The 21,333-nt window shown below is 60.9% G+C and carries 18 protein-coding genes; 13 read left to right on the forward strand and 5 right to left on the reverse strand.

The genetic code is table 11. The features are described from left to right. Nucleotides 1-15: 15 nt before the first annotated feature. The 3 genes from PMI25_RS02580 to PMI25_RS02590 all read right to left on the reverse strand — a co-directional run bounded on the left by PMI25_RS02580 (nucleotide 16) and on the right by PMI25_RS02590 (nucleotide 2,204). Nucleotides 16-387 (reverse strand): translation initiation factor Sui1, encoded by a 372-nt coding sequence (locus PMI25_RS02580; RefSeq protein WP_007914613.1) that lies wholly within the window; start codon nucleotides 385-387, stop codon nucleotides 16-18. Nucleotides 388-575: 188 nt separating this feature from the next. Then, entirely contained in the window at nucleotides 576-1,133 is a 558-nt protein-coding gene (locus tag PMI25_RS02585; protein ID WP_007963032.1) for an NUDIX hydrolase, read from the reverse strand. A 3-nt stretch (nucleotides 1,134-1,136) separates the two neighbouring features. Next, the gene (locus PMI25_RS02590; RefSeq protein WP_007963034.1) at nucleotides 1,137-2,204 is read right to left on the reverse strand and encodes a DUF2333 family protein; all 1,068 of its coding nucleotides are present in this window, start codon (nucleotides 2,202-2,204) and stop codon (nucleotides 1,137-1,139) included. Between the two features lie 426 nt (nucleotides 2,205-2,630). Between PMI25_RS02590 and gcbA the strand changes: the two genes are divergently transcribed. The 12 genes from gcbA (at nucleotide 2,631) to PMI25_RS02650 (ending at nucleotide 18,860) form a co-directional block, all read left to right on the forward strand. Next, entirely contained in the window at nucleotides 2,631-4,301 is a 1,671-nt protein-coding gene (gene gcbA / locus PMI25_RS02595) for a diguanylate cyclase GcbA (RefSeq protein WP_007963036.1), read from the forward strand. Nucleotides 4,302-5,255: 954 nt separating this feature from the next. After that, complete coding sequence (locus tag PMI25_RS29820; RefSeq protein ID WP_443200886.1) at nucleotides 5,256-6,299, forward strand: methyl-accepting chemotaxis protein; 1,044 nt, start codon at nucleotides 5,256-5,258, stop codon at nucleotides 6,297-6,299. Nucleotides 6,300-6,551: 252 nt separating this feature from the next. After that, the gene (gene aroQ, locus PMI25_RS02605) at nucleotides 6,552-7,004 is read left to right on the forward strand and encodes a type II 3-dehydroquinate dehydratase (RefSeq protein ID WP_007963039.1); all 453 of its coding nucleotides are present in this window, start codon (nucleotides 6,552-6,554) and stop codon (nucleotides 7,002-7,004) included. Nucleotides 7,005-7,052: 48 nt separating this feature from the next. Continuing rightward, on the forward strand, nucleotides 7,053-7,517 hold the full coding sequence (accB, locus tag PMI25_RS02610) for an acetyl-CoA carboxylase biotin carboxyl carrier protein (RefSeq protein ID WP_024164417.1): 465 nt from the start codon (nucleotides 7,053-7,055) through the stop codon (nucleotides 7,515-7,517). A gap of 17 nt (nucleotides 7,518-7,534) precedes the next feature. Continuing rightward, nucleotides 7,535-8,893, forward strand: coding sequence for an acetyl-CoA carboxylase biotin carboxylase subunit (accC, locus tag PMI25_RS02615; RefSeq protein ID WP_007961940.1), 1,359 nt, complete (start codon nucleotides 7,535-7,537; stop codon nucleotides 8,891-8,893). Between the two features lie 236 nt (nucleotides 8,894-9,129). Next, nucleotides 9,130-10,008 carry a 50S ribosomal protein L11 methyltransferase gene (gene prmA, locus PMI25_RS02620; RefSeq protein ID WP_007961942.1) on the forward strand — a complete coding sequence of 293 codons (879 nt, stop codon included), beginning with the start codon at nucleotides 9,130-9,132 and terminating at the stop codon, nucleotides 10,006-10,008. Nucleotides 10,009-10,038: 30 nt separating this feature from the next. After that, nucleotides 10,039-11,331, forward strand: coding sequence for a DUF3426 domain-containing protein (locus tag PMI25_RS02625; RefSeq protein WP_007961943.1), 1,293 nt, complete (start codon nucleotides 10,039-10,041; stop codon nucleotides 11,329-11,331). 185 nt (nucleotides 11,332-11,516) lie between these two features. Beyond that, complete coding sequence (gene dusB, locus PMI25_RS02630) at nucleotides 11,517-12,527, forward strand: tRNA dihydrouridine synthase DusB (protein WP_007961945.1); 1,011 nt, start codon at nucleotides 11,517-11,519, stop codon at nucleotides 12,525-12,527. Further along, the gene (fis, locus tag PMI25_RS02635) at nucleotides 12,524-12,844 is read left to right on the forward strand and encodes a DNA-binding transcriptional regulator Fis (protein ID WP_003221275.1); all 321 of its coding nucleotides are present in this window, start codon (nucleotides 12,524-12,526) and stop codon (nucleotides 12,842-12,844) included. The genes dusB and fis overlap by 4 nt, the downstream gene beginning before the upstream one ends. Before the next feature lie 82 nt (nucleotides 12,845-12,926). Then, complete coding sequence (gene purH, locus PMI25_RS02640) at nucleotides 12,927-14,534, forward strand: bifunctional phosphoribosylaminoimidazolecarboxamide formyltransferase/IMP cyclohydrolase (RefSeq protein WP_007961946.1); 1,608 nt, start codon at nucleotides 12,927-12,929, stop codon at nucleotides 14,532-14,534. 156 nt (nucleotides 14,535-14,690) lie between these two features. Next, nucleotides 14,691-15,986, forward strand: coding sequence for a phosphoribosylamine--glycine ligase (purD, locus tag PMI25_RS02645; RefSeq protein ID WP_007961947.1), 1,296 nt, complete (start codon nucleotides 14,691-14,693; stop codon nucleotides 15,984-15,986). Between the two features lie 99 nt (nucleotides 15,987-16,085). Beyond that, on the forward strand, nucleotides 16,086-18,860 hold the full coding sequence (locus PMI25_RS02650; protein ID WP_007961948.1) for a hybrid sensor histidine kinase/response regulator: 2,775 nt from the start codon (nucleotides 16,086-16,088) through the stop codon (nucleotides 18,858-18,860). Nucleotides 18,861-18,881: 21 nt separating this feature from the next. On the opposite strand, the gene PMI25_RS02655 is transcribed toward PMI25_RS02650, so the two are convergent. Together PMI25_RS02655 and PMI25_RS02660 are read right to left on the reverse strand one after the other, a co-directional pair. Beyond that, a complete protein-coding gene (locus tag PMI25_RS02655) occupies nucleotides 18,882-19,607 on the reverse strand; it encodes a hypothetical protein (protein ID WP_007961949.1) in 726 nt (241 codons plus the stop codon). Nucleotides 19,608-19,664: 57 nt separating this feature from the next. After that, complete coding sequence (locus tag PMI25_RS02660) at nucleotides 19,665-20,456, reverse strand: hypothetical protein (protein WP_007961954.1); 792 nt, start codon at nucleotides 20,454-20,456, stop codon at nucleotides 19,665-19,667. Nucleotides 20,457-20,712: 256 nt separating this feature from the next. On the opposite strand from PMI25_RS02660, the gene PMI25_RS02665 reads away from it, so the two are divergent. After that, a complete protein-coding gene (locus tag PMI25_RS02665) occupies nucleotides 20,713-21,309 on the forward strand; it encodes a MarC family protein (RefSeq protein ID WP_007961956.1) in 597 nt (198 codons plus the stop codon). The last annotated feature ends 24 nt before the right edge of the window (nucleotides 21,310-21,333 follow it).

Genomic DNA, 21,333 nt, shown 5'->3' on the forward strand with positions numbered 1-21,333 from the left:
ATTTCACAGAGGCTGCTAGCCGCCGGACTTCTTCGCTTTGAAACCGTGTTTGATCAGCTCTGCCAAGAGTAGCTCGACATGATCGCCCTGGATTTCGATGATCCCGTCCTTCAACGCCCCACCGGTGCCGCAACGTTTCTTCAACGTTGTCGCCAATTCCTTGAGGGCGTCTTCGGCCAGTGGCACGCCGGTGATGGTGGTCACCGTCTTGCCGCCACGGCCCTTGCTCTCGCGACGCACGCGGGCAATGCCGTCCCCGGCCGGGATCACGGTTTGTTTGCAGATACAGGCGTCCACCGGTTTACTGCATTCCGGGCAATGACGACCTGCGTCGGTGGAAAATACCAGGCCACCAAGGGCGGCGAAGGATGCGGCTTTTTTGGCCACCGGCAATCCTCTTGGGAGGACAAAGACTGATCGCGACCTTGGGCAAGGTCATCGACCGCGAAGCCCCACTCAGGCAGGGGCAGCGCTACTGCACCGTGCGCTTGAACAAAAGCAGGTCGGTGCAGCTTGAAAAGGTCGCGCAGTGTAACGGCAAAAAGCGCAATTGCTAAGAGCCAATCGGCGCCAATTTATGTGTTCTTTGCGACGTCGCTTTGCTGCGCCTTCAGATAGCGCTTCAAGGCTGCCAGAGAGTCCGGGCAGTAAGGCTTTTGCTGGATTTCCAGCAATACCTGTTCGACCGGAATAAAGCGTGCTTCCAGCACTTCTTCCGGCTGCAGTTTCAGCGGGCCGTCCCACACCGCGGAAAACGCCGAGCACCACAGTCGATTGCCGGTGTCCTCGAAGAAGAAATGATCGTGGGCGGTCAGTTCCACCCCGCTCACGCCCAATTCCTCTTCCAGCTCCCGCGCTGCGGATTCGGCGTAGGTTTCATCGGCCTGCACCATGCCGCCGGCCGCTACATCCCAGTAACCGGGATAGATCGCCTTGCTCAAGGTGCGCCGATGCACGCAAAGCTCACCGGCGCTGTTGAACAGCATGATGTAGGTGCCGCGCCCGATCAGCCCGCGCTCACGCAGATCGGCCCGCACCAGAGCGCCGAGCAGGTTGTCCTGCTCGTCGACCCAGGCGATCTGTTCGGCATCGGAGGCGGCGCGGTGGGCCGCCTCTTTGGCACTCTCGACCATGACTCAGCCCTGATTGAGCAGTTGACGCAGATCGATCACTGCGGCGTTGGCCCGGGAAATGTAATTGGCCATGACCAGCGAGTGGTTAGCCAGCACGCCGAAGCCGCTGCCATTGAGAATCATCGGACTCCAGACCGGCTCCTGCGACGCTTCCAGTTCACGGATGATCTGGCGCACGCTGACCGTGGCGTTCTTCTTCGCCAGCACATCGGCAAAGTCCACTTCGATGGCGCGCAACAGGTGCGACAGCGCCCAGGCCTGACCGCGTGCTTCGTAGAACACGTTGTCAATCTGCATCCACGGAGTCTCTACGACTTCCTCGTCAACTTGCGGGACTTCGCCAACCGCCGGCACTTCGGTTTTCAGCGCGGTGTTGAGTTTCACCCGGCCGACACTGGCGGACAGGCGTTGCGACAGCGAACCCAGACGGGTGCCGACATCGCCCAGCCAGTTGTTGAGGTTGTCGGCACGGGCGTAGAACAAGGCGTTTTTCTGCGTAGGATCAGACAGGCGCGCCTGGTAACGGCTCAGGGAATTGATGCCTTCCTGGTATTCCGATTCGCTCGACGGCAGGATCCAGCTCTTGTTGTCGAAGTTGAAACGCGGTTCGGCCTTGGCCAGATCAGCATCTTCGGCCGACTGCGACTGCGAGCGGGCGAAGTCTTTACGCAGGGCGCGAGTCAGGTCACGCACCTGCACCAGCACGCCGTATTCCCAGCTTGGCGTGTTGTCCATCCACAGGCCTGGCGGGAAACGGTCGTTGGAAATGTAGCCGCCCGGTTTGTTCAGCAACGTACCGGCAACGGTCTTGAGGGTTTCGACCGTGGTGTAGCCGACGACCATCTGCTTGCCTTCTTTCTCGGCAGCCGCCTGGGCGTTTTGTGCCACCGGAAACAGCGCCGGCTCCTGGCTCCAGTACCAGCCCAGGCCGATGGTCACCAGCAGATAAATGCCGATCAGCGTGGCCAGCGCGCGGCTGAACAACAGCCCGCCCACATAGCTGCGGGTGGCCGACTTCGGCTCAGCGGCACGTTCAGGCGCGCTGCCCGCGCGGTTCTTCCAGTCCAGCATGGCGATATCCTTTCAATCACTTGGGTTCAACGGTTCGACCACAACCATACAACAACGTGCCAAGGCCGGCACCCGCCATTGAAGAGAAGCAGAAAATCCACGGAAGGCCCGACATCGAACTGCGAATTCTCTAGGGGTTTCCCTGATACACCGTCACCAACTTGGCCCCGAATCAGACATTTGCAGATCAGCGCCTGTGCGCAGCACAGCGTTGTGCACAAAGGCTTTTTCACTTATTGAGCAGCACGACACGCCCGGTTTTCGGGAGTCTCAACGACGAACAGGTCCAATCCGAGACCACCCGGTCAGAAACTGAATTGTGCAGCGCCGCAGATTATTGACGCACGACACTCATATAAGGGAAAAGAGGTGCTAGCATAGAGCCACCAGTCGATCTCAGCATGCGCCCTAACTAGTAGTCAGGATATGACCGAGCCAGAAGACCCCAGCCGTGAGCGCCTCAAGCACCACTTTGCCCAGCGGGTAATTCATCAGGCACGTCAGATTCTTGAGATATGGCAGCGCCTGCAACGCAGTGAGTGGTCCACTGCCGATCTCGCCGAACTGAGCGAGGCCAATCTGCGCCTGCTGCGGTTTGCCGAGCGTTTCGAGCAGCCCGAACACACGCAACTCGCGCGTCATATCGGTCAGTCGCTGGAAGCGGTGGACGCCAATCGCGGACGCCTGAGCAGTGGCCTGATCACCGACCTCAATCGCTTGATGCAGCGCCTGTCACGCACCGGTCTGCGCCATGGCGATCAACTCGACCAGACCTTCCTGCCGCCGCTGCGCAAGCCGATCTACGTGATGTTGCAGGATCACGACCGCGCCGAGCGGCTGGCCAAGCAGCTGGAGTTTTTCGGCCTGACCGCGCAGGCGCTGGACAGTGTCGCGGCGTTTCGCTCCTCGATGGTTGAGCGCTTGCCCGCTGCGATCGTTATGGACGTGGACTTCAGTGGCGCCGGCGTCGGCCTGCAACTGGCTGCCGAAGCCCAGGTCGGCCTGGAAGAACCGCTGCCGCTGCTGTTTTTCAGCCTGCACGAAACCGACACCCCGACCCGCCTCGCTGCCGTGCGCGCCGGCGGCCAGGAATTCCTCACCGGCACCCTCGAAGCGTCGAGCCTGCTGGAGAAGATCGAAGTCCTGACCTGCGTCGCCCAGTATGAACCTTATAAAGTGCTGATCATCGACGACTCCCGCGCCCAGGCCTTGCACACCGAGCGCCTGCTGAACAGCGCCGGAATCGTCACCCGCACGCTGATCGAACCGATTCAGGCAATGGCTGAACTGGCGGATTTTCAGCCGGACCTGATCATCCTCGACATGTATATGCCGGCCTGCACCGGCACCGAACTGGCCAAGGTCATCCGCCACAACGACCGCTACGTCAGCGTGCCGATCATTTACTTGTCGGCCGAGGACGATCTGGACAAGCAGCTCGACGCCATGAGCGAGGGCGGCGACGATTTCCTTACCAAACCGATCAAGCCTCGGCATCTGATTACGACTGTGCGCAACCGCGCCGCCCGCGCGCGCAACCTCAAGGCACGGATGGTCCGCGACAGCCTCACCGGCCTGTACAACCACACGCACATCCTGCAATTGCTCGAAGACTGCTCGTTCCGCGCCCGTCGCGAGAACAAGCCGCTGAGCTTTGCCATGCTCGACATCGACCACTTCAAGCGAGTCAATGACAGTCACGGCCATCCGATGGGCGACCGAGTGATCAAGAGCCTGGCGCTGTTCCTCAAGCAACGCCTGCGCAAGACCGACTTCATCGGCCGGTACGGTGGCGAAGAATTCGCCATCGTCATGCCCGACACGGATATAGAAGCGGCGCACAAAGTGCTCGACGAGATCCGCCAGCGCTTCGCCGAAATCCACTACCCGGCGCAGCCGCACGATTTGTGGTGCACCTTCAGCGCTGGCGTGGTGGAAATGCACGATGATTCCGACAGCCTGATGATGGCCAGCCAGGCCGACGAAGCGCTGTACCGCGCCAAGGGTGCCGGACGCAATCGAGTACAAACCGCGCGCGACTCAAAGCAAAGTGCCACCTTTTCATCGGAATCCACTGATTCGGTCATAACCCTGTAACAGAACCGCAATAAATTCAGGCGCTTACCATTTCTGCCGTTGGTAGCCGTCATGCGCCTGAAGTTGCTCACCAATCTCAACACTTTGTTGCTGGTCGCCGTTTGCGTGGCGCTCGGCGCGACGCTGTGGTGGTCGCAAAAAGCCCTGGAGCGTCCGTATCTGTTGATGGAGCGCTACCTGGGCCTGTCGCAGCAATTTCAGAATGACGTGGCACGCAATGTCGAGGATTACCTCGCCAGCGGCGACGCCCTGCGCCTGAGCAGCGCCAGCCAGGCCATCGACGGCCTGCAGAAGGAGCTCGGCGAACTGCCGCCGACGCTCGCCGAAACCCTGCGCCCGAGCCTGTCGAGCCTGGAAGAATTCAGCAAGACCGACCTGCTCGCGGCCGGCAAACTGGCCGGTGATCCGCAGGCATTGTTGCTGCAGGCCGAACGCGAGCTGAGCGCCAGCCTCGATCAACTGAGCACCTACGCCAACGGCAACGCGACGTACCTGACGCCGCTGCTCGCCGCCTCCCAGCATCTGGGCAAGCTGTCGCTGGCCCGCGACAAACTGGTCAGCAGCGGCCGCAGTGAACTGGCGGCCGATGTCGAGCGTGAAGTCGACAACATCCGCACCCAGGCTCAAGCCATCGACGCTTTGCCTCTGCTCGGCGTGGTCGCCACGAATGAATCCGGCAGTGATGATTTCGCCGCGATGATGGGCATCGAAAGCACAGAAAAAGCCGCCGCCGAAGACGCCGGGGTCGGCCTCAAACGCGAACTCAACAGCCTGCTCGGTCGCTACCCGGCGGAGCTGGCACGTACCCGCGAGCAGATCCAGAAACGCACCGACCTGAGCACAGCCACCCACCTGAAGATCGCTGCCGTGCAACAGGCGATCGCCGGACTGGAGCCGGTAGTGCGCGCGCAGCACGGGCAGATCCAGAGCGAAGTGCGCCTGATGCAAGGCGTGATGATCGGCCTGATTCTGCTGATCGCGCTGTTGATCGACACCTTGCAGCGACGTCTGGCCCGCACCTTGACCAATCTTGCTCCGGCGCTGTCGACCTGGGCCGAAGGTGATTTCAGTCGCGACATTCAGTTGGGCAAGACCAACCGCGAACTGCATGACATCGAGGCTTCGCTGAACCGCCTGCGCGCGTATCTGGTGGATCTGGTCGGGACGATTCGCGGTAATGCCGAACAGGTGGCCGGCAGCAGCCGTACGCTGGCCGAACTGAGCAACGACCTGCACAGCGGCGCCGAGCATCAGGCGGGCGACACTGCGCTGATCCGCGATTCGCTGGGTGAGTTGGAAGCGACGATTCAGCAAGTCGCTGGCGATGCACGACAGGCCGCCGATGCCAGTCGCCATGCGGGCCTTGCCGTCGAGCACGGACAAGCTGTGATCGGCCAGAGCCTCACCGGCCTGCACGCGCTGGTCGGCGAAGTGCAAGGCAACGCGCAGATGATCGAGCATCTTGCCGAAGAGTCGGCGACCATCGGCGGCGTACTGACGGTGATCCGCTCGATCGCCGACCAGACCAACCTGCTGGCGCTGAACGCGGCCATCGAAGCGGCGCGGGCCGGGGAAATGGGCCGTGGTTTTGCGGTGGTGGCCGAGGAAGTGCGCTCACTGGCGCAACGCACGGCGGGCGCCACGGCGGAGATTCAGACGCTGATCGCCGGCCTGCAAACTGCTGCCCGACAATCGGTCGAAGGCATGCGCGCGCAAGTCGAACACGCCGAAGCCACGGCCAGTCAGGCACAAGCGGCGGACGGCGCACTGGATAAAATCGTCGGCGCGATCCAGACCATTTCCGACACGGCGATCCGCATCGCCGACATCACCGCCCAGCAAAGCGGCGCGGTCAGCGAGATCCGTGACCACAGCGAGCGGATCCATCAATTGGGCGGCGATAACCTGCTGCGCATCGGCGAAGGTCGCGAACAGGGCGAGAACCTGCTGCTATTGGGCGGACAACTGCATACCGCCGTGCAGGCCTTCCGCGTCTGATAAACCGCTATCGCGAGCAGGCTCACTCCTACAAGGGAACACATTTCAACTGTAGGAGTGAGCCTGCTCGCGATAGCGTCGTTCGCATCAGCGCAAATCTTGCGGAATGACCGGATCAAATCACTCAGTCACAAATTTCGCGCAAACATCGGTCATCGTGCTGGCTATTGCAGAGAACTGGACAGTCACAAAGTCTTTGCGGCATAGTCGCCGGGTTCTGACGACTGCTCATTCATAACAAGGAACACGCAGATGGCAACGCTACTGGTGCTGCACGGCCCCAACCTGAACCTGCTCGGCACCCGCGAACCCGCCACTTACGGTTCAACGACCCTGGCGCAGATCAATCAGGATCTGGAGCGCCGCGCCCGTGAAGCCGGCCATCATCTGCTGCACCTGCAAAGCAACGCCGAGTACGAATTGATCGATCGCATCCACGCCGCTCGCGGTGAAGGTGTCGATTTCATTCTGATCAATCCAGCAGCTTTTACGCACACAAGCGTCGCATTACGTGACGCGCTGCTGGGAGTGAGCATCCCATTCATCGAAGTGCATTTGTCCAACGTGCACAAGCGCGAACCTTTCCGCCATCACTCTTACTTCTCCGATGTAGCGGTGGGAGTGATCTGCGGCCTTGGCGCCAGCGGTTACCGACTGGCCCTGGAGGCCGCACTAGAGCAGCTTGAAACACAGGCAACGACTTGAACCACAAGCGTTAAACGCCCCTGACCGACCCTTGGGAGTTGATGATTCATGGATATCCGTAAAGTTAAGAAACTGATCGAATTGCTGGAAGAGTCCGGCATCGACGAGCTCGAGATCAAGGAAGGCGAAGAGTCCGTACGCATCAGCCGTCACAGCAAGACCCCGGCTCAGCAGTACTACGCTCCGGCGCCGATGCAGGCTCCGGCCGCTGCACCTGCCGCCGCTGCTGCTCCAGTGGCTGCTGCCGCTCCGGCTGCCGCTGCTGCTCCTGCACTGAACGGCACCGTGGCCCGCTCGCCAATGGTAGGTACCTTCTACCGTAAATCTTCGCCAACCTCGCCAGCCTTCGTTGAAGTCGGCCAGACCGTGAAGAAAGGCGACACCCTGTGCATCGTCGAAGCCATGAAGATGATGAACCACATCGAAGCTGAAACCAGCGGTGTGATCGAATCCATCCTCGTCGAAGACGGCCAGCCGGTTGAGTACGACCAACCGCTGTTCACCATCGTTTGAACTGCGGAGAGCCTTTGATGACTGCGAAGTTGGAAAAAGTTCTGATCGCTAACCGCGGTGAGATCGCCCTGCGGATTCTGCGTGCCTGCAAAGAGATGGGCATCAAGACCGTCGCCGTTTACTCCAAGGCCGACAAAGAGCTGATGCACCTGGGTCTGGCAGACGAGTCCGTCTGCATCGGCCCGGCGTCCGCCGCTCAGTCTTACCTGCACATCCCGGCCATCATCGCGGCCGCTGAAGTGACTGGTGCTACCGCCATTCACCCAGGCTACGGTTTCCTCGCGGAAAACGCCGATTTCGCCGAGCAGGTCGAGAACTCCGGCTTCGCCTTCATCGGCCCGAAAGCCGAGACCATTCGCCTGATGGGCGACAAGGTATCGGCCAAGCACGCGATGATCGAAGCCGGTGTGCCAACCGTTCCAGGTTCCGACGGCCCGCTGCCGGAAGACGAAGAAACGGCGCTGCGCATCGGTCGTGAAGTCGGCTACCCGGTGATCATCAAGGCCGCCGGCGGCGGTGGTGGTCGCGGCATGCGCGTGGTGCACAAGGAAGAAGACCTGATCGCCTCGGCTAAACTGACCCGCTCCGAAGCTGGCGCGGCGTTCGGCAACCCGATGGTCTATCTGGAAAAATTCCTGACCAACCCGCGTCACGTCGAAGTTCAGGTACTGTCCGACGGCCAGGGTCACGCCATCCATCTGGGCGACCGCGATTGCTCGCTGCAACGTCGTCACCAGAAGGTGCTTGAAGAAGCGCCGGCACCGGGCATCGACGAGCAGGCGCGCCAGGAAGTTCTGGCTCGCTGCGTCAAGGCGTGCATCGACATCGGCTACCGTGGCGCTGGTACCTTCGAGTTCCTGTACGAGAACGGTCGTTTCTACTTCATCGAAATGAACACCCGTGTTCAGGTGGAGCACCCGGTTTCGGAAATGGTCACCGGTATCGACATCGTCAAGGAGATGCTCAGCATCGCCGCTGGCAACAAGCTGTCGTTCACGCAGGATGACGTGGTGATCCGCGGTCACTCGCTGGAATGCCGGATCAACGCCGAAGACCCGAAAACCTTCATGCCGAGCCCGGGCACGGTCAAGCATTTCCACGCCCCGGGCGGCAACGGCGTTCGCGTCGATTCGCACCTGTACAGCGGTTATGCAGTTCCGCCGAACTACGACTCGCTGATCGGCAAGCTGATCACTTACGGCGCCACCCGCGACGAAGCCATGGCGCGCATGCGCAATGCCCTGGACGAGATCGTGGTGGACGGGATCAAGACCAACATCCCGCTGCACCGTGATCTGACCCGCGACGAAGGCTTCTGCAAAGGGGGCGTGAACATTCACTACCTCGAGCACAAGCTGGCTGGCGAGAAGCACTAAGCTTCAAGTCCGCACCTGACAAGGCCGCCTTCGGGCGGTTTTGTTGTTTCTACAGATTACAAAAAACCTGTGGGAGCGAGCTTGCTCGCGAAGGCGGCACATCAGTCAGCATCAAAGTGACTGGCAATCCGCTTTCGCGAGCAAGCTCGCTCCCACAAAAGCTTTGCGCTCGCGTAAACTTGCGCGCTTCTCGCTGGCCGCTAGGCTGCAATCATATTTTTTCAAAGGTGCCCGCCATGCCTTGGCTGCAAGTACGTCTCGCCATCAGCCCGGAACAAGCCGAAACCTACGAAGACGCTTTCCTTGAAGTCGGCGCCGTTTCGGTGACCTTCATGGACGCCGAAGATCAGCCGATCTTCGAGCCGGAACTCAACACCACCCCACTGTGGGCACACACGCACCTGCTGGCCCTGTTCGAGGGCGGCACCGAGCCTGCACCGGTGCTGGCGCACCTGGAACTGCTGACCGGCAGTCCGCTGCCCGAGCATCACAGCGAAGTCATCGAAGACCAGGACTGGGAACGCAGCTGGATGGACGGTTTCCAGCCAATGCGTTTCGGCCAGCGCCTGTGGATCGTGCCGAGCTGGCACGCCGCGCCCGAGCCTGACGCGGTCAATCTGTTGCTGGATCCGGGCCTGGCGTTCGGCACCGGCACCCACCCGACCACCGCCCTGTGCCTGGAATGGCTTGACGGTCAGGACCTGAAAGACTGCAACGTCCTGGACTTCGGCTGCGGCTCGGGGATTCTGGCGATCGCCGCCCTGCTGCTCGGCGCGAAAGAAGCGGTCGGCACCGACATCGACGTGCAGGCGCTGGAAGCCTCCCGCGACAACGCCGGGCGCAACAACATTGTCGATGAGCTGTTCCCGCTGTACCTGCCGGAAGATCTGCCGCAGGTCAAAGCCGACGTGCTGGTCGCCAACATTCTGGCCGGCCCGCTGGTTTCCCTGGCGCCGCAGCTGTCCGGCCTGGTGAAAACCGGCGGTCGTCTGGCGCTGTCAGGCATCCTCGCCGAACAAGGTGAAGAAGTCGCTGCCGCCTATGCGCAGGACTTCGACCTGGACCCGATCGCCAATCGCGATGGCTGGGTGCGTATCACCGGCCGTCGGCGCTAGAATGACCGCCTGTATAAACCGGATCGCCGCATGACCGACAGCTTCGTCACCCAGTGCCCGCATTGCCAAACCAGCTTCCGCGTCAGCCATGCCCAATTGAGCGTGGCCCGTGGGGTGGTTCGCTGTGGCTCCTGCCTGCAAGTGTTCAATGCCGCCAAACAGCTGCTGGAACAACATGCCGGCAAGGAAGCGGTCACCCCGGTGGCGCCGGCCATTGTCCAGCCAGCACTGTCCCAGCCGGTGGTCAGCGAGCCGCCGCCGGTAGTCGAAGCGCCCGTCAACGACGAACCGCCCGCGCCGCGCGCCATCAGCCAAAAGCAATGGAGTGCCAGCGAGCTGGACCTGGACAGCCTCGATCTGGACGAAGAGCTAGCCCGCCTCGAACAACGGGAAATCCAGCCGACCACCGAATTCGGTCGTCAGCGCGAGGAGTCCCTGAGCGCCCGCCGCGACAGCCCTGAAGCCGATGAAACGGAGTGGCGCGACAGCCTGTTCAGCGCCCGCGACGATGAACGCCTGCCCGAGCCCGAAGATGAAATCGAACCCGAAATCGTCGAAGCCGAACCGGTAAAGACCGAGCGCACCGAGCCTTCGTTGTCGCTGGAGCCGGTGGATCTGGACGATGAACCGCCGATCCCGCAACTGCGCCTGCACGACCCGATCGATCCGAATGCCCGCCGCGAACGCCTGTCGGCCAACATCGAGCCGGACGATGACGAGTTGCCATCGGTCGAACCGCTGCGCAAAAAACGTCAACGTGCCGAACCCGGCGTGCGCGCCGAAGTCCTGCAGGATCTGACTGACGACCCGCTGCAACTGGACTGGCAGAAGCGCCGCTCGCCCTGGGGCCGACGCCTGCTCTGGGGCCTGCTGGTACTGTTGGCCGCCGCCGGTCTGGCTGGTCAGTACATTGCCTATCATTTCGATGAGCTGGCGCGGCAGGATCAGTACCGCCCGTGGTTCCAGCAGTTCTGCCCGCAGATCGGCTGCACGGTGCCGTCCAAGGTCGACATCGGCAAAATCAAAAGCAGCAATCTGGTGGTGCGCAGCCATCCGGAATTCAGCGGGGCGCTGGTGGTGGATGCGATCATCTACAACCGTGCGACGTTCTCCCAGCCGTTCCCGCTGCTGGAGTTGCGCTTCGCTGACCTCAACGGTCATCTGATCGCCAGTCGTCGCTTCAAACCCGGCGAATACCTCAACGGCGACCTTGAAGGGATGGCGGAAATGCCGCCGCAGACGCCGATCCACATCGCGCTGGATATCCTCGATCCAGGCCCCAAAGCGGTGAATTACAGCCTGAGTTTCCACTCGCCCGAGTGAATCGCTTCATCGCTACAGGTTTGACGGCAGTTTTCTGACTTCGCCTGCGTTCACCAAACCGCTGGTAATAACAGAATAACTGTTCAGATTTTGTTCAATTCAGCCTTTATCCAGTCATCGAGAGCGGGTATCATGCCAACCCTTTTTCGAACTCTCATGATCCGGCCCCACTTCAGGGAAGTCCTATGTCGGCGGTACGCATCGGCCCATATACATTGCAGAACGGTTTGATTCTCGCCCCGATGGCGGGCGTCACCGACCAGCCCTTTCGTCAGCTGTGCAAGCGTTTGGGCGCAGGGCTTGTAGTCTCGGAAATGGTCACTAGTGACATGAGCCTGTGGAATACCCGCAAGTCGCGCATGCGCATGATCCACGAAGGCGATCCCGAGCCACGCTCGGTACAGATTGCCGGTGGCGACGCGCAGATGCTGGCGGACGCGGCACGGGCCAACGTCGAACTGGGCGCACAGATTATTGATATCAACATGGGTTGCCCGGCAAAGAAGGTCTGCAACAAGGCCGCCGGCTCCGCGTTATTGAAAGACGAAGCACTGGTGACCGAGATCCTGCAGGCCGTCGTCGCTGCAGTGGATGTGCCGGTGACCCTGAAGATCCGCACCGGTTGGGATCGCGACAACAAGAACGGTCTGACCGTGGCGAAGATCGCCGAGCAGGCCGGGATCACCGCGCTGGCCGTGCATGGCCGCACGCGCGCCGATCTGTACACCGGCGAAGCCGAGTACGACACGATTGCCGCAATCAAGCAGGCGGTGTCGATCCCGGTGTTTGCCAATGGCGATATCGATTCGCCGGAAAAGGCCCGTTACGTGCTTGACGCGACCGGTGCCGATGGCCTGCTGATAGGCCGGGCTGCCCAGGGGCGGCCATGGATTTTTCGCGAGATCGAACACTTCCTGCGTACCGGCGAGAAATTGCCGGCGCCGGAGCTGAGCGAAGTGGAACGCATCCTGCTGGAGCATCTGGCCGCACTTCACGCCTTCTATGGGGATGTGATGGGCGTGCGCATTGCCCGCAAGCATGTGGGCTGGTATCTCGCAACCTTGCCGGGCGCCAGGGAGTTTCGCGCCCACTTCAATCGTTTGGATGGTACGGAAACACAATGCGCCAACGTTCGGGAGTTCTTCGCCGAGCGTTACAAGAGCCTGACAGGGGACGAAGAAGGGGTGGCCGCATGACGATGATGACCGAGACTTTAGTGAGTGGAACAGCACCCGTGAGCGACAACGTGAATTTGAAACAGCACCTCAATACCCCGAGCGAAGAAGGTCAGACCCTTCGCGGGAGTGTCGAGAAGGCGCTGCACAATTATTTCGCCCACCTTGAGGGCGCGTCCGTCACGGATGTGTACAACCTGGTGCTCTCCGAAGTCGAGGCTCCCCTGCTCGAAAGCGTGATGAACTACGTCAAGGGCAACCAGACCAAGGCCAGTGAGCTGCTGGGACTCAACCGCGGCACGCTGCGCAAGAAACTCAAGCAGTACGATCTGCTGTAAGCATTCAATCAAACCAGAAAGGCGCCCGCGTAAAACCGGTCGCCTTTTTTGCTGACTTCCCTTGCTTTTGATGGAAATTGAGATGACCGACCAGACTACCCGCCTGCCGATCCGCCGCGCCTTGATCAGCGTTTCCGACAAGACCGGGATCCTCGAATTCGCCAAGGAGCTTGAAGCCCTGGGCGTCGAGATCCTCTCCACCGGCGGGACGTTCAAGCTGCTGCAGGACAACGGCGTTGCCGCAGTGGAAGTCGCGGATTACACCGGTTTCGCAGAGATGATGGACGGTCGGGTGAAAACCCTGCACCCGAAAATCCACGGCGGGATCCTCGGTCGTCGCGGCATCGACGACGCGATCATGAACGAACACGGCATCAAGCCGATCGACCTGGTTGCGGTCAACCTCTATCCGTTCGAAGCCACCATCAGCAAGCCAGGCTGCGACCTGCCGACCGCCATCGAGAACATCGATATCGGCGGCCCGACCATGGTCCGTTCGGCAGCGAAAAACCATAAAGACGTAGCGATCGTGGTGAATGCCAGCGATTACGCCAGCGTTCTGCAAAACCTCAAGGCCGGCGGCCTGACCTACGCTCAGCGTTTCGACCTGATGCTCAAGGCGTTCGAACACACCGCCGCCTACGACGGCATGATCGCCAACTACATGGGCACCGTGAATCAGGCTGCCGACGTGCTGAGCACCGAAGGTCGCAGCGAATTTCCGCGCACCTTCAACAGCCAGTTCATCAAGGCTCAGGAAATGCGCTACGGCGAGAACCCGCACCAGAGCGCGGCGTTCTACGTGGAAGCCAAGCCGGCCGAAGTCGGCATCGCCACCGCGACCCAACTGCAAGGCAAAGAGCTGTCGTACAACAACGTGGCCGACACCGACGCCGCGCTGGAATGCGTGAAGAGCTTCGTCAAGCCGGCCTGCGTGATCGTCAAGCACGCCAACCCGTGCGGCGTGGCCGTGAGCCCGGACGCCGAGGGCGGCATCCGTCAGGCCTACGAACTGGCCTACGCCACCGACACCGAATCGGCCTTCGGCGGCATCATCGCCTTCAACCGTGAACTGGATGCCGAGACCGCCAAGGCGATCGTCGAGCGTCAGTTCGTGGAAGTGATCATTGCCCCAAGCGTCAGCGCAGAAGCTCGCGCCATCGTCGCCGCCAAAGCCAACGTGCGCCTGCTGGCCTGTGGCGAGTGGTCGGCAGACCGCGCTCCGGCCTGGGACTACAAGCGCGTCAACGGTGGCCTACTGGTGCAGAGCCGCGACATCGGCATGATCGGCGCCGATGACCTGAAGGTGGTGACCAAGCGTGCACCGACCGAACAGGAAATCCACGACCTGATCTTCGCCTGGAAAGTCGCCAAGTACGTCAAGTCCAACGCCATTGTCTACGCCAAGAACCGTCAGACCATTGGTGTCGGCGCCGGCCAGATGAGCCGCGTAAACTCCGCGCGTATCGCCGCGATCAAGGCTGAGCACGCGGGTCTGCAAGTGGCCGGTTCGGTGATGGCCTCGGACGCGTTCTTCCCGTTCCGCGACGGTCTGGACAACGCGGCCAAGGTTGGTATCACGGCGGTGATCCAGCCAGGCGGCTCGATGCGTGACGCTGAAGTGATTGCCGCCGCTGACGAGGCTGGCATCGCGATGGTCTTTACGGGCATGCGCCACTTCCGTCACTGATTCCACTCGAACCAAATGTGGGAGCTGGCTTGCCAGCGATAGCATCCCCTCGGTCCAACTGATGAACCGAGTCGCCTGCATCGCTGGCAAGCCAGCTCCCACAGAAAAGCGCCCTTGCAGCGCTCAACAGAATTAGCGTCATCCGAGGTTTTTGAAATGAATGTTTTGATCATTGGCAGCGGTGGCCGTGAACACGCCCTGGCCTGGAAAGTGGCTCAGGATCCGCGCGTGCAGAAGGTTTTCGTCGCGCCGGGCAACGCCGGTACCGCGATTGAAGCCAAGTGCGAAAACGTCGCCATCGACGTGCTGGCCCTTGAGCAACTGGCCGACTTTGCCGAGAAAAACGTTTCACTGACCATCGTCGGCCCGGAAGTGCCGCTGGTGGCTGGCGTGGTCGATCTGTTCCGCTCCCGTGGCCTGGACTGCTTCGGCCCGACCGCCGGCGCTGCACAGCTGGAAGGCTCGAAAGCCTTCACCAAGGATTTCCTCGCGCGTCACAAGATCCCGACCGCCGACTACCAGAACTTCACCGAGATCGAGCCGGCCCTGGCTTACCTGCGTGAAAAAGGCGCACCGATCGTGATCAAGGCCGACGGCCTGGCCGCCGGTAAAGGCGTGATCGTTGCCATGACCCTGGCCGAAGCCGAAGATGCCGTGCGCGACATGCTCGCCGGCAACGCGTTCGGCGATGCCGGTTCGCGCGTGGTCATCGAAGAATTCCTCGACGGCGAAGAAGCCTCGTTCATCGTCATGGTCGACGGCAAGAACGTGCTGCCGATGGCCACCAGCCAGGACCACAAACGTGTTGGCGACGGCGACAGCGGCCCGAACACCGGCGGCATGGGCGCCTACTCCCCTGCCCCGGTGGTCACCGCCGACGTGCACCAGCGCGTGATGGACCAGGTGATCTGGCCGACCGTGCGCGGCATGGCCGAAGAAGGCAACGTCTACACCGGTTTCCTGTACGCCGGTCTGATGATCGACAAGGCCGGCAACCCGAAAGTCATCGAGTTCAACTGCCGCTTCGGCGATCCGGAAACCCAACCGGTGATGCTGCGTCTGCAGTCGAGCCTGGTGCTGCTGGTCGAAGCCGCTCTGGCGCAAGCGCTGGACAAGGTGGAAGCCCAGTGGGATCCACGTCCGAGCGTCGGCATCGTGCTGGCCGCCGGCGGCTACCCGGGCGACTACGCCAAGGGCGCGGTGATCAACGGTCTGGACGCAGCCGCAGGCCTGGAAGGCAAAGTCTTCCACGCCGGTACGGCGCTGAAGGATGGCAAGGTGGTGACGGCCGGTGGTCGCGTACTCTGCGCCACCGCCATGGGCGCCAGCGTCAGCGAAGCGCAGCAGCAAGCCTACAAGCTGGCCGCTGCCATCGACTGGGCAGGCTGCTTCTACCGCAAGGACATTGGCTACCGCGCCATTGCCCGTGAACGTGGCGAAACCCAGGAATAAGCTGTCCTTCACGTCCGGCGCGGGATGCAGTCCCTCGCCGGGCTGTTCCGCCGCCGCGCATCGTTATATTCTGGCATCAACCTACGAAGGGATTTCGCCGTGCGCTGGCTCAGGATTGCCATAAGTTTCACCGTCACGTTGCTGACCTTGTTCTGCATGCTTCCGGCTATGGCCGCGCAAGGCAGTGGCTGGTCGGTATTGCTTGACGATCAGGGCAATCTGCAACTGAGCGACATCCGCTCGGCACGCTACACCAATCAATTCAGCCCTATCGAACTTGATCGCCTCACGGCGGCCGAGCCCGATGGCGCACTCTGGCTGCGTTTCAAACTGGCCCCGGGCAAGCACGAGCAAGTGCTGCGAATCTTCGCCCCGGACCTGTCCAACCTCAGCCTCTACGTGCTGGACGGCGACAAGCTGATCGAGCAACGCACCTCCGGCACCCGCCAGCCGCAGGTCGAGCGGCCACTGCCGAGCAGCGACTTCCTGTTGCCGCTGCCGCAGAGCGACAAGTCCCTCGACGTCTATCTGCGGATGGTTTCCGACCATCAGCTACGCCCGCACATCACCCTGCAATCGGCGGTGATGAGTGCCGCCAACCAGAACCAGACGCTGATCTTCGGTCTGCTGTTCGGCTGCCTCGGCATGTTGCTGCTGCACAATCTTGTGCGCTACGCCTACTCCCGCTCGCGCAGCAGCCTATGGCTGGCGGTCTGCGAAGGACTGCTGGGCCTGAGCCTGTTGCTGTTGCTCAACCTCGCCGGCCCGTGGTTGCCGAACTGGCACGCGATCCAGACCCCGGGCGCTTATCTGGCGTTGCTGCTGACCGCCCCGGCCGGGCTGATGTTCGCCCTGCGATTTTTCGCCCCGCTCGGCCCGCACCCGCTGAACAAACTGTTGCTGGGCGACATTCTGTTCATCGTGATCTGCAGCCTGCTGCTGTTGTTCGTCAACACCCTGCCGCTGAACATCATCACCTACGCGCTGGTGGCCCTGGCCGGTCTGAGCATGCTTCTGGTCGGCTTCTATCACTGGCAGAAGGGCTACCGTCCGGCGCGGCTGTTCGTTGCCGGGATGGTGGTGTTCAACATCGGCACGCTGATCATTTTGCCGGCCCTGCTGGGGCTGACCCTGGTGGCGCCGCAAGGCCTGATCATGACCCTGATGGGTTTCATCTGCATCAGTGGCTTGCTGATGAGCATCGCCTTGGGTGAACGCCAGCGCAGCATCACCGAAAGCCGGTTCAGCATCAGCCGCGATCTTGCCGCGAGCAATGCCGAGATCAACGCCAAAGCCGAATTCCTCGCCAAGATCAGCCACGAAATCCGCACCCCGATGAACGGCGTGCTGGGCATGACCGAACTGCTGCTGGGTACGCCACTGTCGGTCAAGCAGCGCGATTACGTGCAAACCATCCACAGCGCCGGCAACGAATTGCTGACGTTGATCAACGAGATCCTCGACATCTCCAAACTCGAATCCGGGCAGATCGAACTGGACGATGTGCAGTTCGACCTCAACGCGCTGATCGATGACTGCCTGAGCATCTACCGGGCCAAGGCCGAACAGCAGAACGTCGAGCTGATCAGCTTCATCCAGCCGCAGGTGCCACGGGTCATCAGCGGCGACCCGACCCGCTTGCGCCAGACCCTGCTGAGCCTGCTGGAAAACGCCCTGAAGAAAACCGACGAAGGCGAAGTGCTGATCGTCGTCGCCCTCGACGAGCGCAGCGTCAAACCGCGCCTGCGCATCGCCGTGCAGGACAGCGGCCAGCCGATGGAGGCGGAAGAGCGCGATGCGTTGCTGCACGCCGAACTGCACAGCAAACACTTCCTCTCGGCCAACCGTCTGGGCGGCAATCTCGGGCTGGTGATTGCCCGGCAACTGATCCGCCTGATGCACGGCGAGTTCGGGATCAAGAGCGGCACCAATCAGGGCAGCACCTTATGGCTGACCCTGCCGCTGGATCCGGATCGCCTCGAACACCCGACCTCCGACCTCGACGGCCCGTTGCAAGGTGCGCGGGTGCTGGTGGTGGACGACAACGACACCTGCCGCAAGGTGCTGGTGCAGCAATGCAGCGCCTGGGGCCTGAACGTCAGCGCCGTACCATCGGGCAAGGAAGCGCTGGCGCTGCTGCGCACCAAGGCGCACCTGCGCGACTACTTCGATGTGGTGCTGCTGGACCAGAACATGCCCGGGATGACCGGCATGCAACTGGCGGCCAAGATCAAGGAAGACCCGAGCCTCAATCACGACATCCTGTTGATCATGCTCACCGGCATCAGCAACGCGCCGAGCAAGATCATCGCGCGCAATTCGGGGATCAAACGCATCCTCGCCAAACCGGTGGCCGGCTACACGCTCAAGACCACCCTCGCCGATGAGCTGAACCAGCGCAACAAGGGTCAGGTGGTGTTTCAGCCACAAGTGCTCACACCGGCCACGGCAGCCAAGGTGCCGAGCGACTTCCGCATCCTCGTCGCTGAGGACAACACGATTTCGACCAAAGTGATTCGCGGCATGCTCGGCAAACTCAACCTGCAACCGGACACCGCCAGCAACGGCGAAGAAGCCCTGCAGGCGATGAAGGCCCAGCGTTACGATCTGGTGCTGATGGACTGCGAAATGCCGATCCTCGACGGCTTCTCGGCGACCCAGCAATTGCGTGCCTGGGAAGTCAGCAATCAGCGCATCCGCACACCGATCGTCGCGCTGACCGCGCACATCCTCGCCGAACACAAGGAACGTGCGCGCCAGGCCGGGATGGACGGGCACATGGCCAAACCGGTGGAGCTCTCGCAACTGCGCGAGCTGATCGAACACTGGGTAGCCCAGCGCGATCAGCAGAACCGCACGGCCTCGACCTTCTGAGCAGGCCTGCCCGGTTGCGCCTCAATCGGCTGCGCAAAGCTGCCTGACTGCCCCTTCATCGGGCAACGTCAACCGCACAACGTTGTCCTTCAACCTGTCCCTGATTTTCAGAGCAACGGCGGCGCGTGCCGGAGCATAGAGGGCCTCAGACAAGTAGGCGCCGGCGAAACGCATACACACGTCGCCGCGCACATCCTCGGCCTGAAACAGCTCGGCCAGGGGGTTGCCGCCAAGCACCCGATCAGTCGCAAGCTCAAGATAGACACTGGTCAAGGAGGTCGGCGTGTTCGCGACGACCACCAGCAGGCGCACAGCCGTGGCGGACGCAAGCCCATCTCCGGACTCGGACGCCAGGATGCTCTTCTGGATGTGCCTGCGCAGCAAAACCATGGCCGGCTCGGTGCCGGACAGGCCTGCCAGACGTCGCAGCGCTACAGATGCAGCGCCGCTGTTATCCACAGCGTCGCTGAACATCGCGGCGATGACCCAATCACCGAGCGACTCGACATTATCCTTTCCGATGGACCATTGCCGTCGAGTTCTGGAGTGGCGCAGCCAATAGTTATCCAGCAACTGCACATACGCGCCATACCAGTCGATCTCCGCCGTCTTTTCGATTTTTTTATTGGCCGCCAATTGCGCCAGCAACAGGCACTCGATCAAATCGTCATAGTGCGCCAGCTCATCCGTTGCCGGAATCAGCACAACGGCGCCGCCAACAATCAATACTGAATATTCGCCATTCATACCAACGCTCCCAATAACAAAAAAGACAGCCGAAACCGGCTGCCTTTTTTTGATCAATCAAATTTCGATATCGACAATCTTGTCACTGTGAGCGATGAGCTTATTTTTAATATTTTCACGAACCAAGTCCGCTTTTAATGTGTTTTTGACAAATACCGTTTCGCCTTGATACAGGTTTACATTACGCACGTCGACGTCAACAAACAGCACTTGGGTAGAGGTATTCTTGCGCTGGAAACGTACGGTGCCCAGGGCCATGATCGCCTCACCGTTGACTTCAACGCACGCACCCGCGGAAATTCCACCCACACCGTGTTGCAGCAGATTGCGCTCATAAGCCGTCAGCGCAGCAGTATCACGTTTTTGCAGGGCGGCAATCGCATCTCCCGCCACCTTGAGCATCAACGCCGTAGCCGGGCCTGGCAGTGCAGCGCCGGCAATTACGGAGCCGAGAATTTCCAGTACCAGCTTATCCATACGCACGCTGGTGCCCGCGACGTGCAGGTCGCTGTAATACTTGGTGACTGGCGTCCAGCCGGCCTGGGTCATCACCTCACGAAAACGCAGATACCACTCTTTACCCTGCTCTTCGGCCGGGTATTGTTTGTTGGCTGCAAGCGTGGCGAAGAGGAAGGCGTTTTCCGCATCGGATCGGTTTTGGGCGCTGATTCCGCCCGCAAAGCCCAGCGAACCTTCTCCCACAACAGAGCCCTTCGACGGTGCTTCTACGTCGTCCCCTACAGCCATCAGGGCGCGAGGACGAATTACCAACCGGTCGTCGATCTCACACTCTTCAATCGCTTTAACACAAGAAGCAATATAACTTTCGCGAACAGCTTGATTATGCATAATAAAATCCTTATTAATTATCAGACAAGTCCCTCTTGAACTTGCAAACAAACAATAACCAAACAAACATACAACCACAAACCAGAATCTGTAACATCATATCCAAACAACAAAAACAACTAACAAACGACAACAACACTACGATTAAAATAAAATCCGGAAAAATGAACTGCCGTGCGCAGCATTTTCTGCGCACACAAGCAACTAAGCGACTGATAGACTCGCTGCCACCCCTCTCCGGATGCGAGCCGCCCTCATGCTCCACGTGTTATTCAGCGTTTACCTGAAGATGCTGGTGCTCTACAGCCCGTTCTTCGTATTGTCCTGCTTCATCAGCCTGACCCGGGGCTACTCGCGCAAGGAACAGCGGCGCCTGGCCTGGAAAGTGGCGATTGCCACGCTGGTCTCCAGCGTCCTGCTGTACCTGTTCGGACGGGTGATTTTCGATGTGTTCGGGATCACTGCGGACGCATTCCGCATCGGTGCCGGCAGCGTGCTGTTCATCTCGGCGCTAGGCATGGCCCAGGGTAAGCCGGTGGTGCAGAGTGACAACGTGCAGCAGGACGTAACGATCGTTCCGCTGACCATCCCGCTGACCGTCGGCCCCGGCACCATCGGTGCGCTGCTGGTGATGGGGGTCAGCCAGCCGCATTGGGACGACAAATTGACCGCGATCATGAGCATCACCCTGGCCAGCTTCACCGTCGGCGTGGTGCTGTATCTGTCCAATCACATCGAACGGGTTCTGGGCGATCAGGGCCTGCAGATCGTCAGCCGGCTGATGGGCCTTTTCGTCTGCGCACTGGCGGCGCAAATCATCTTTACCGGGATCAAGGGCTACCTGGTGTCCTGAGGGAAAGTCAGAAGGTGTAAACCT

This window comes from Pseudomonas sp. GM30, assembly GCF_000282275.2.
Taxonomy (GTDB): Bacteria; Pseudomonadota; Gammaproteobacteria; order Pseudomonadales; family Pseudomonadaceae; genus Aquipseudomonas.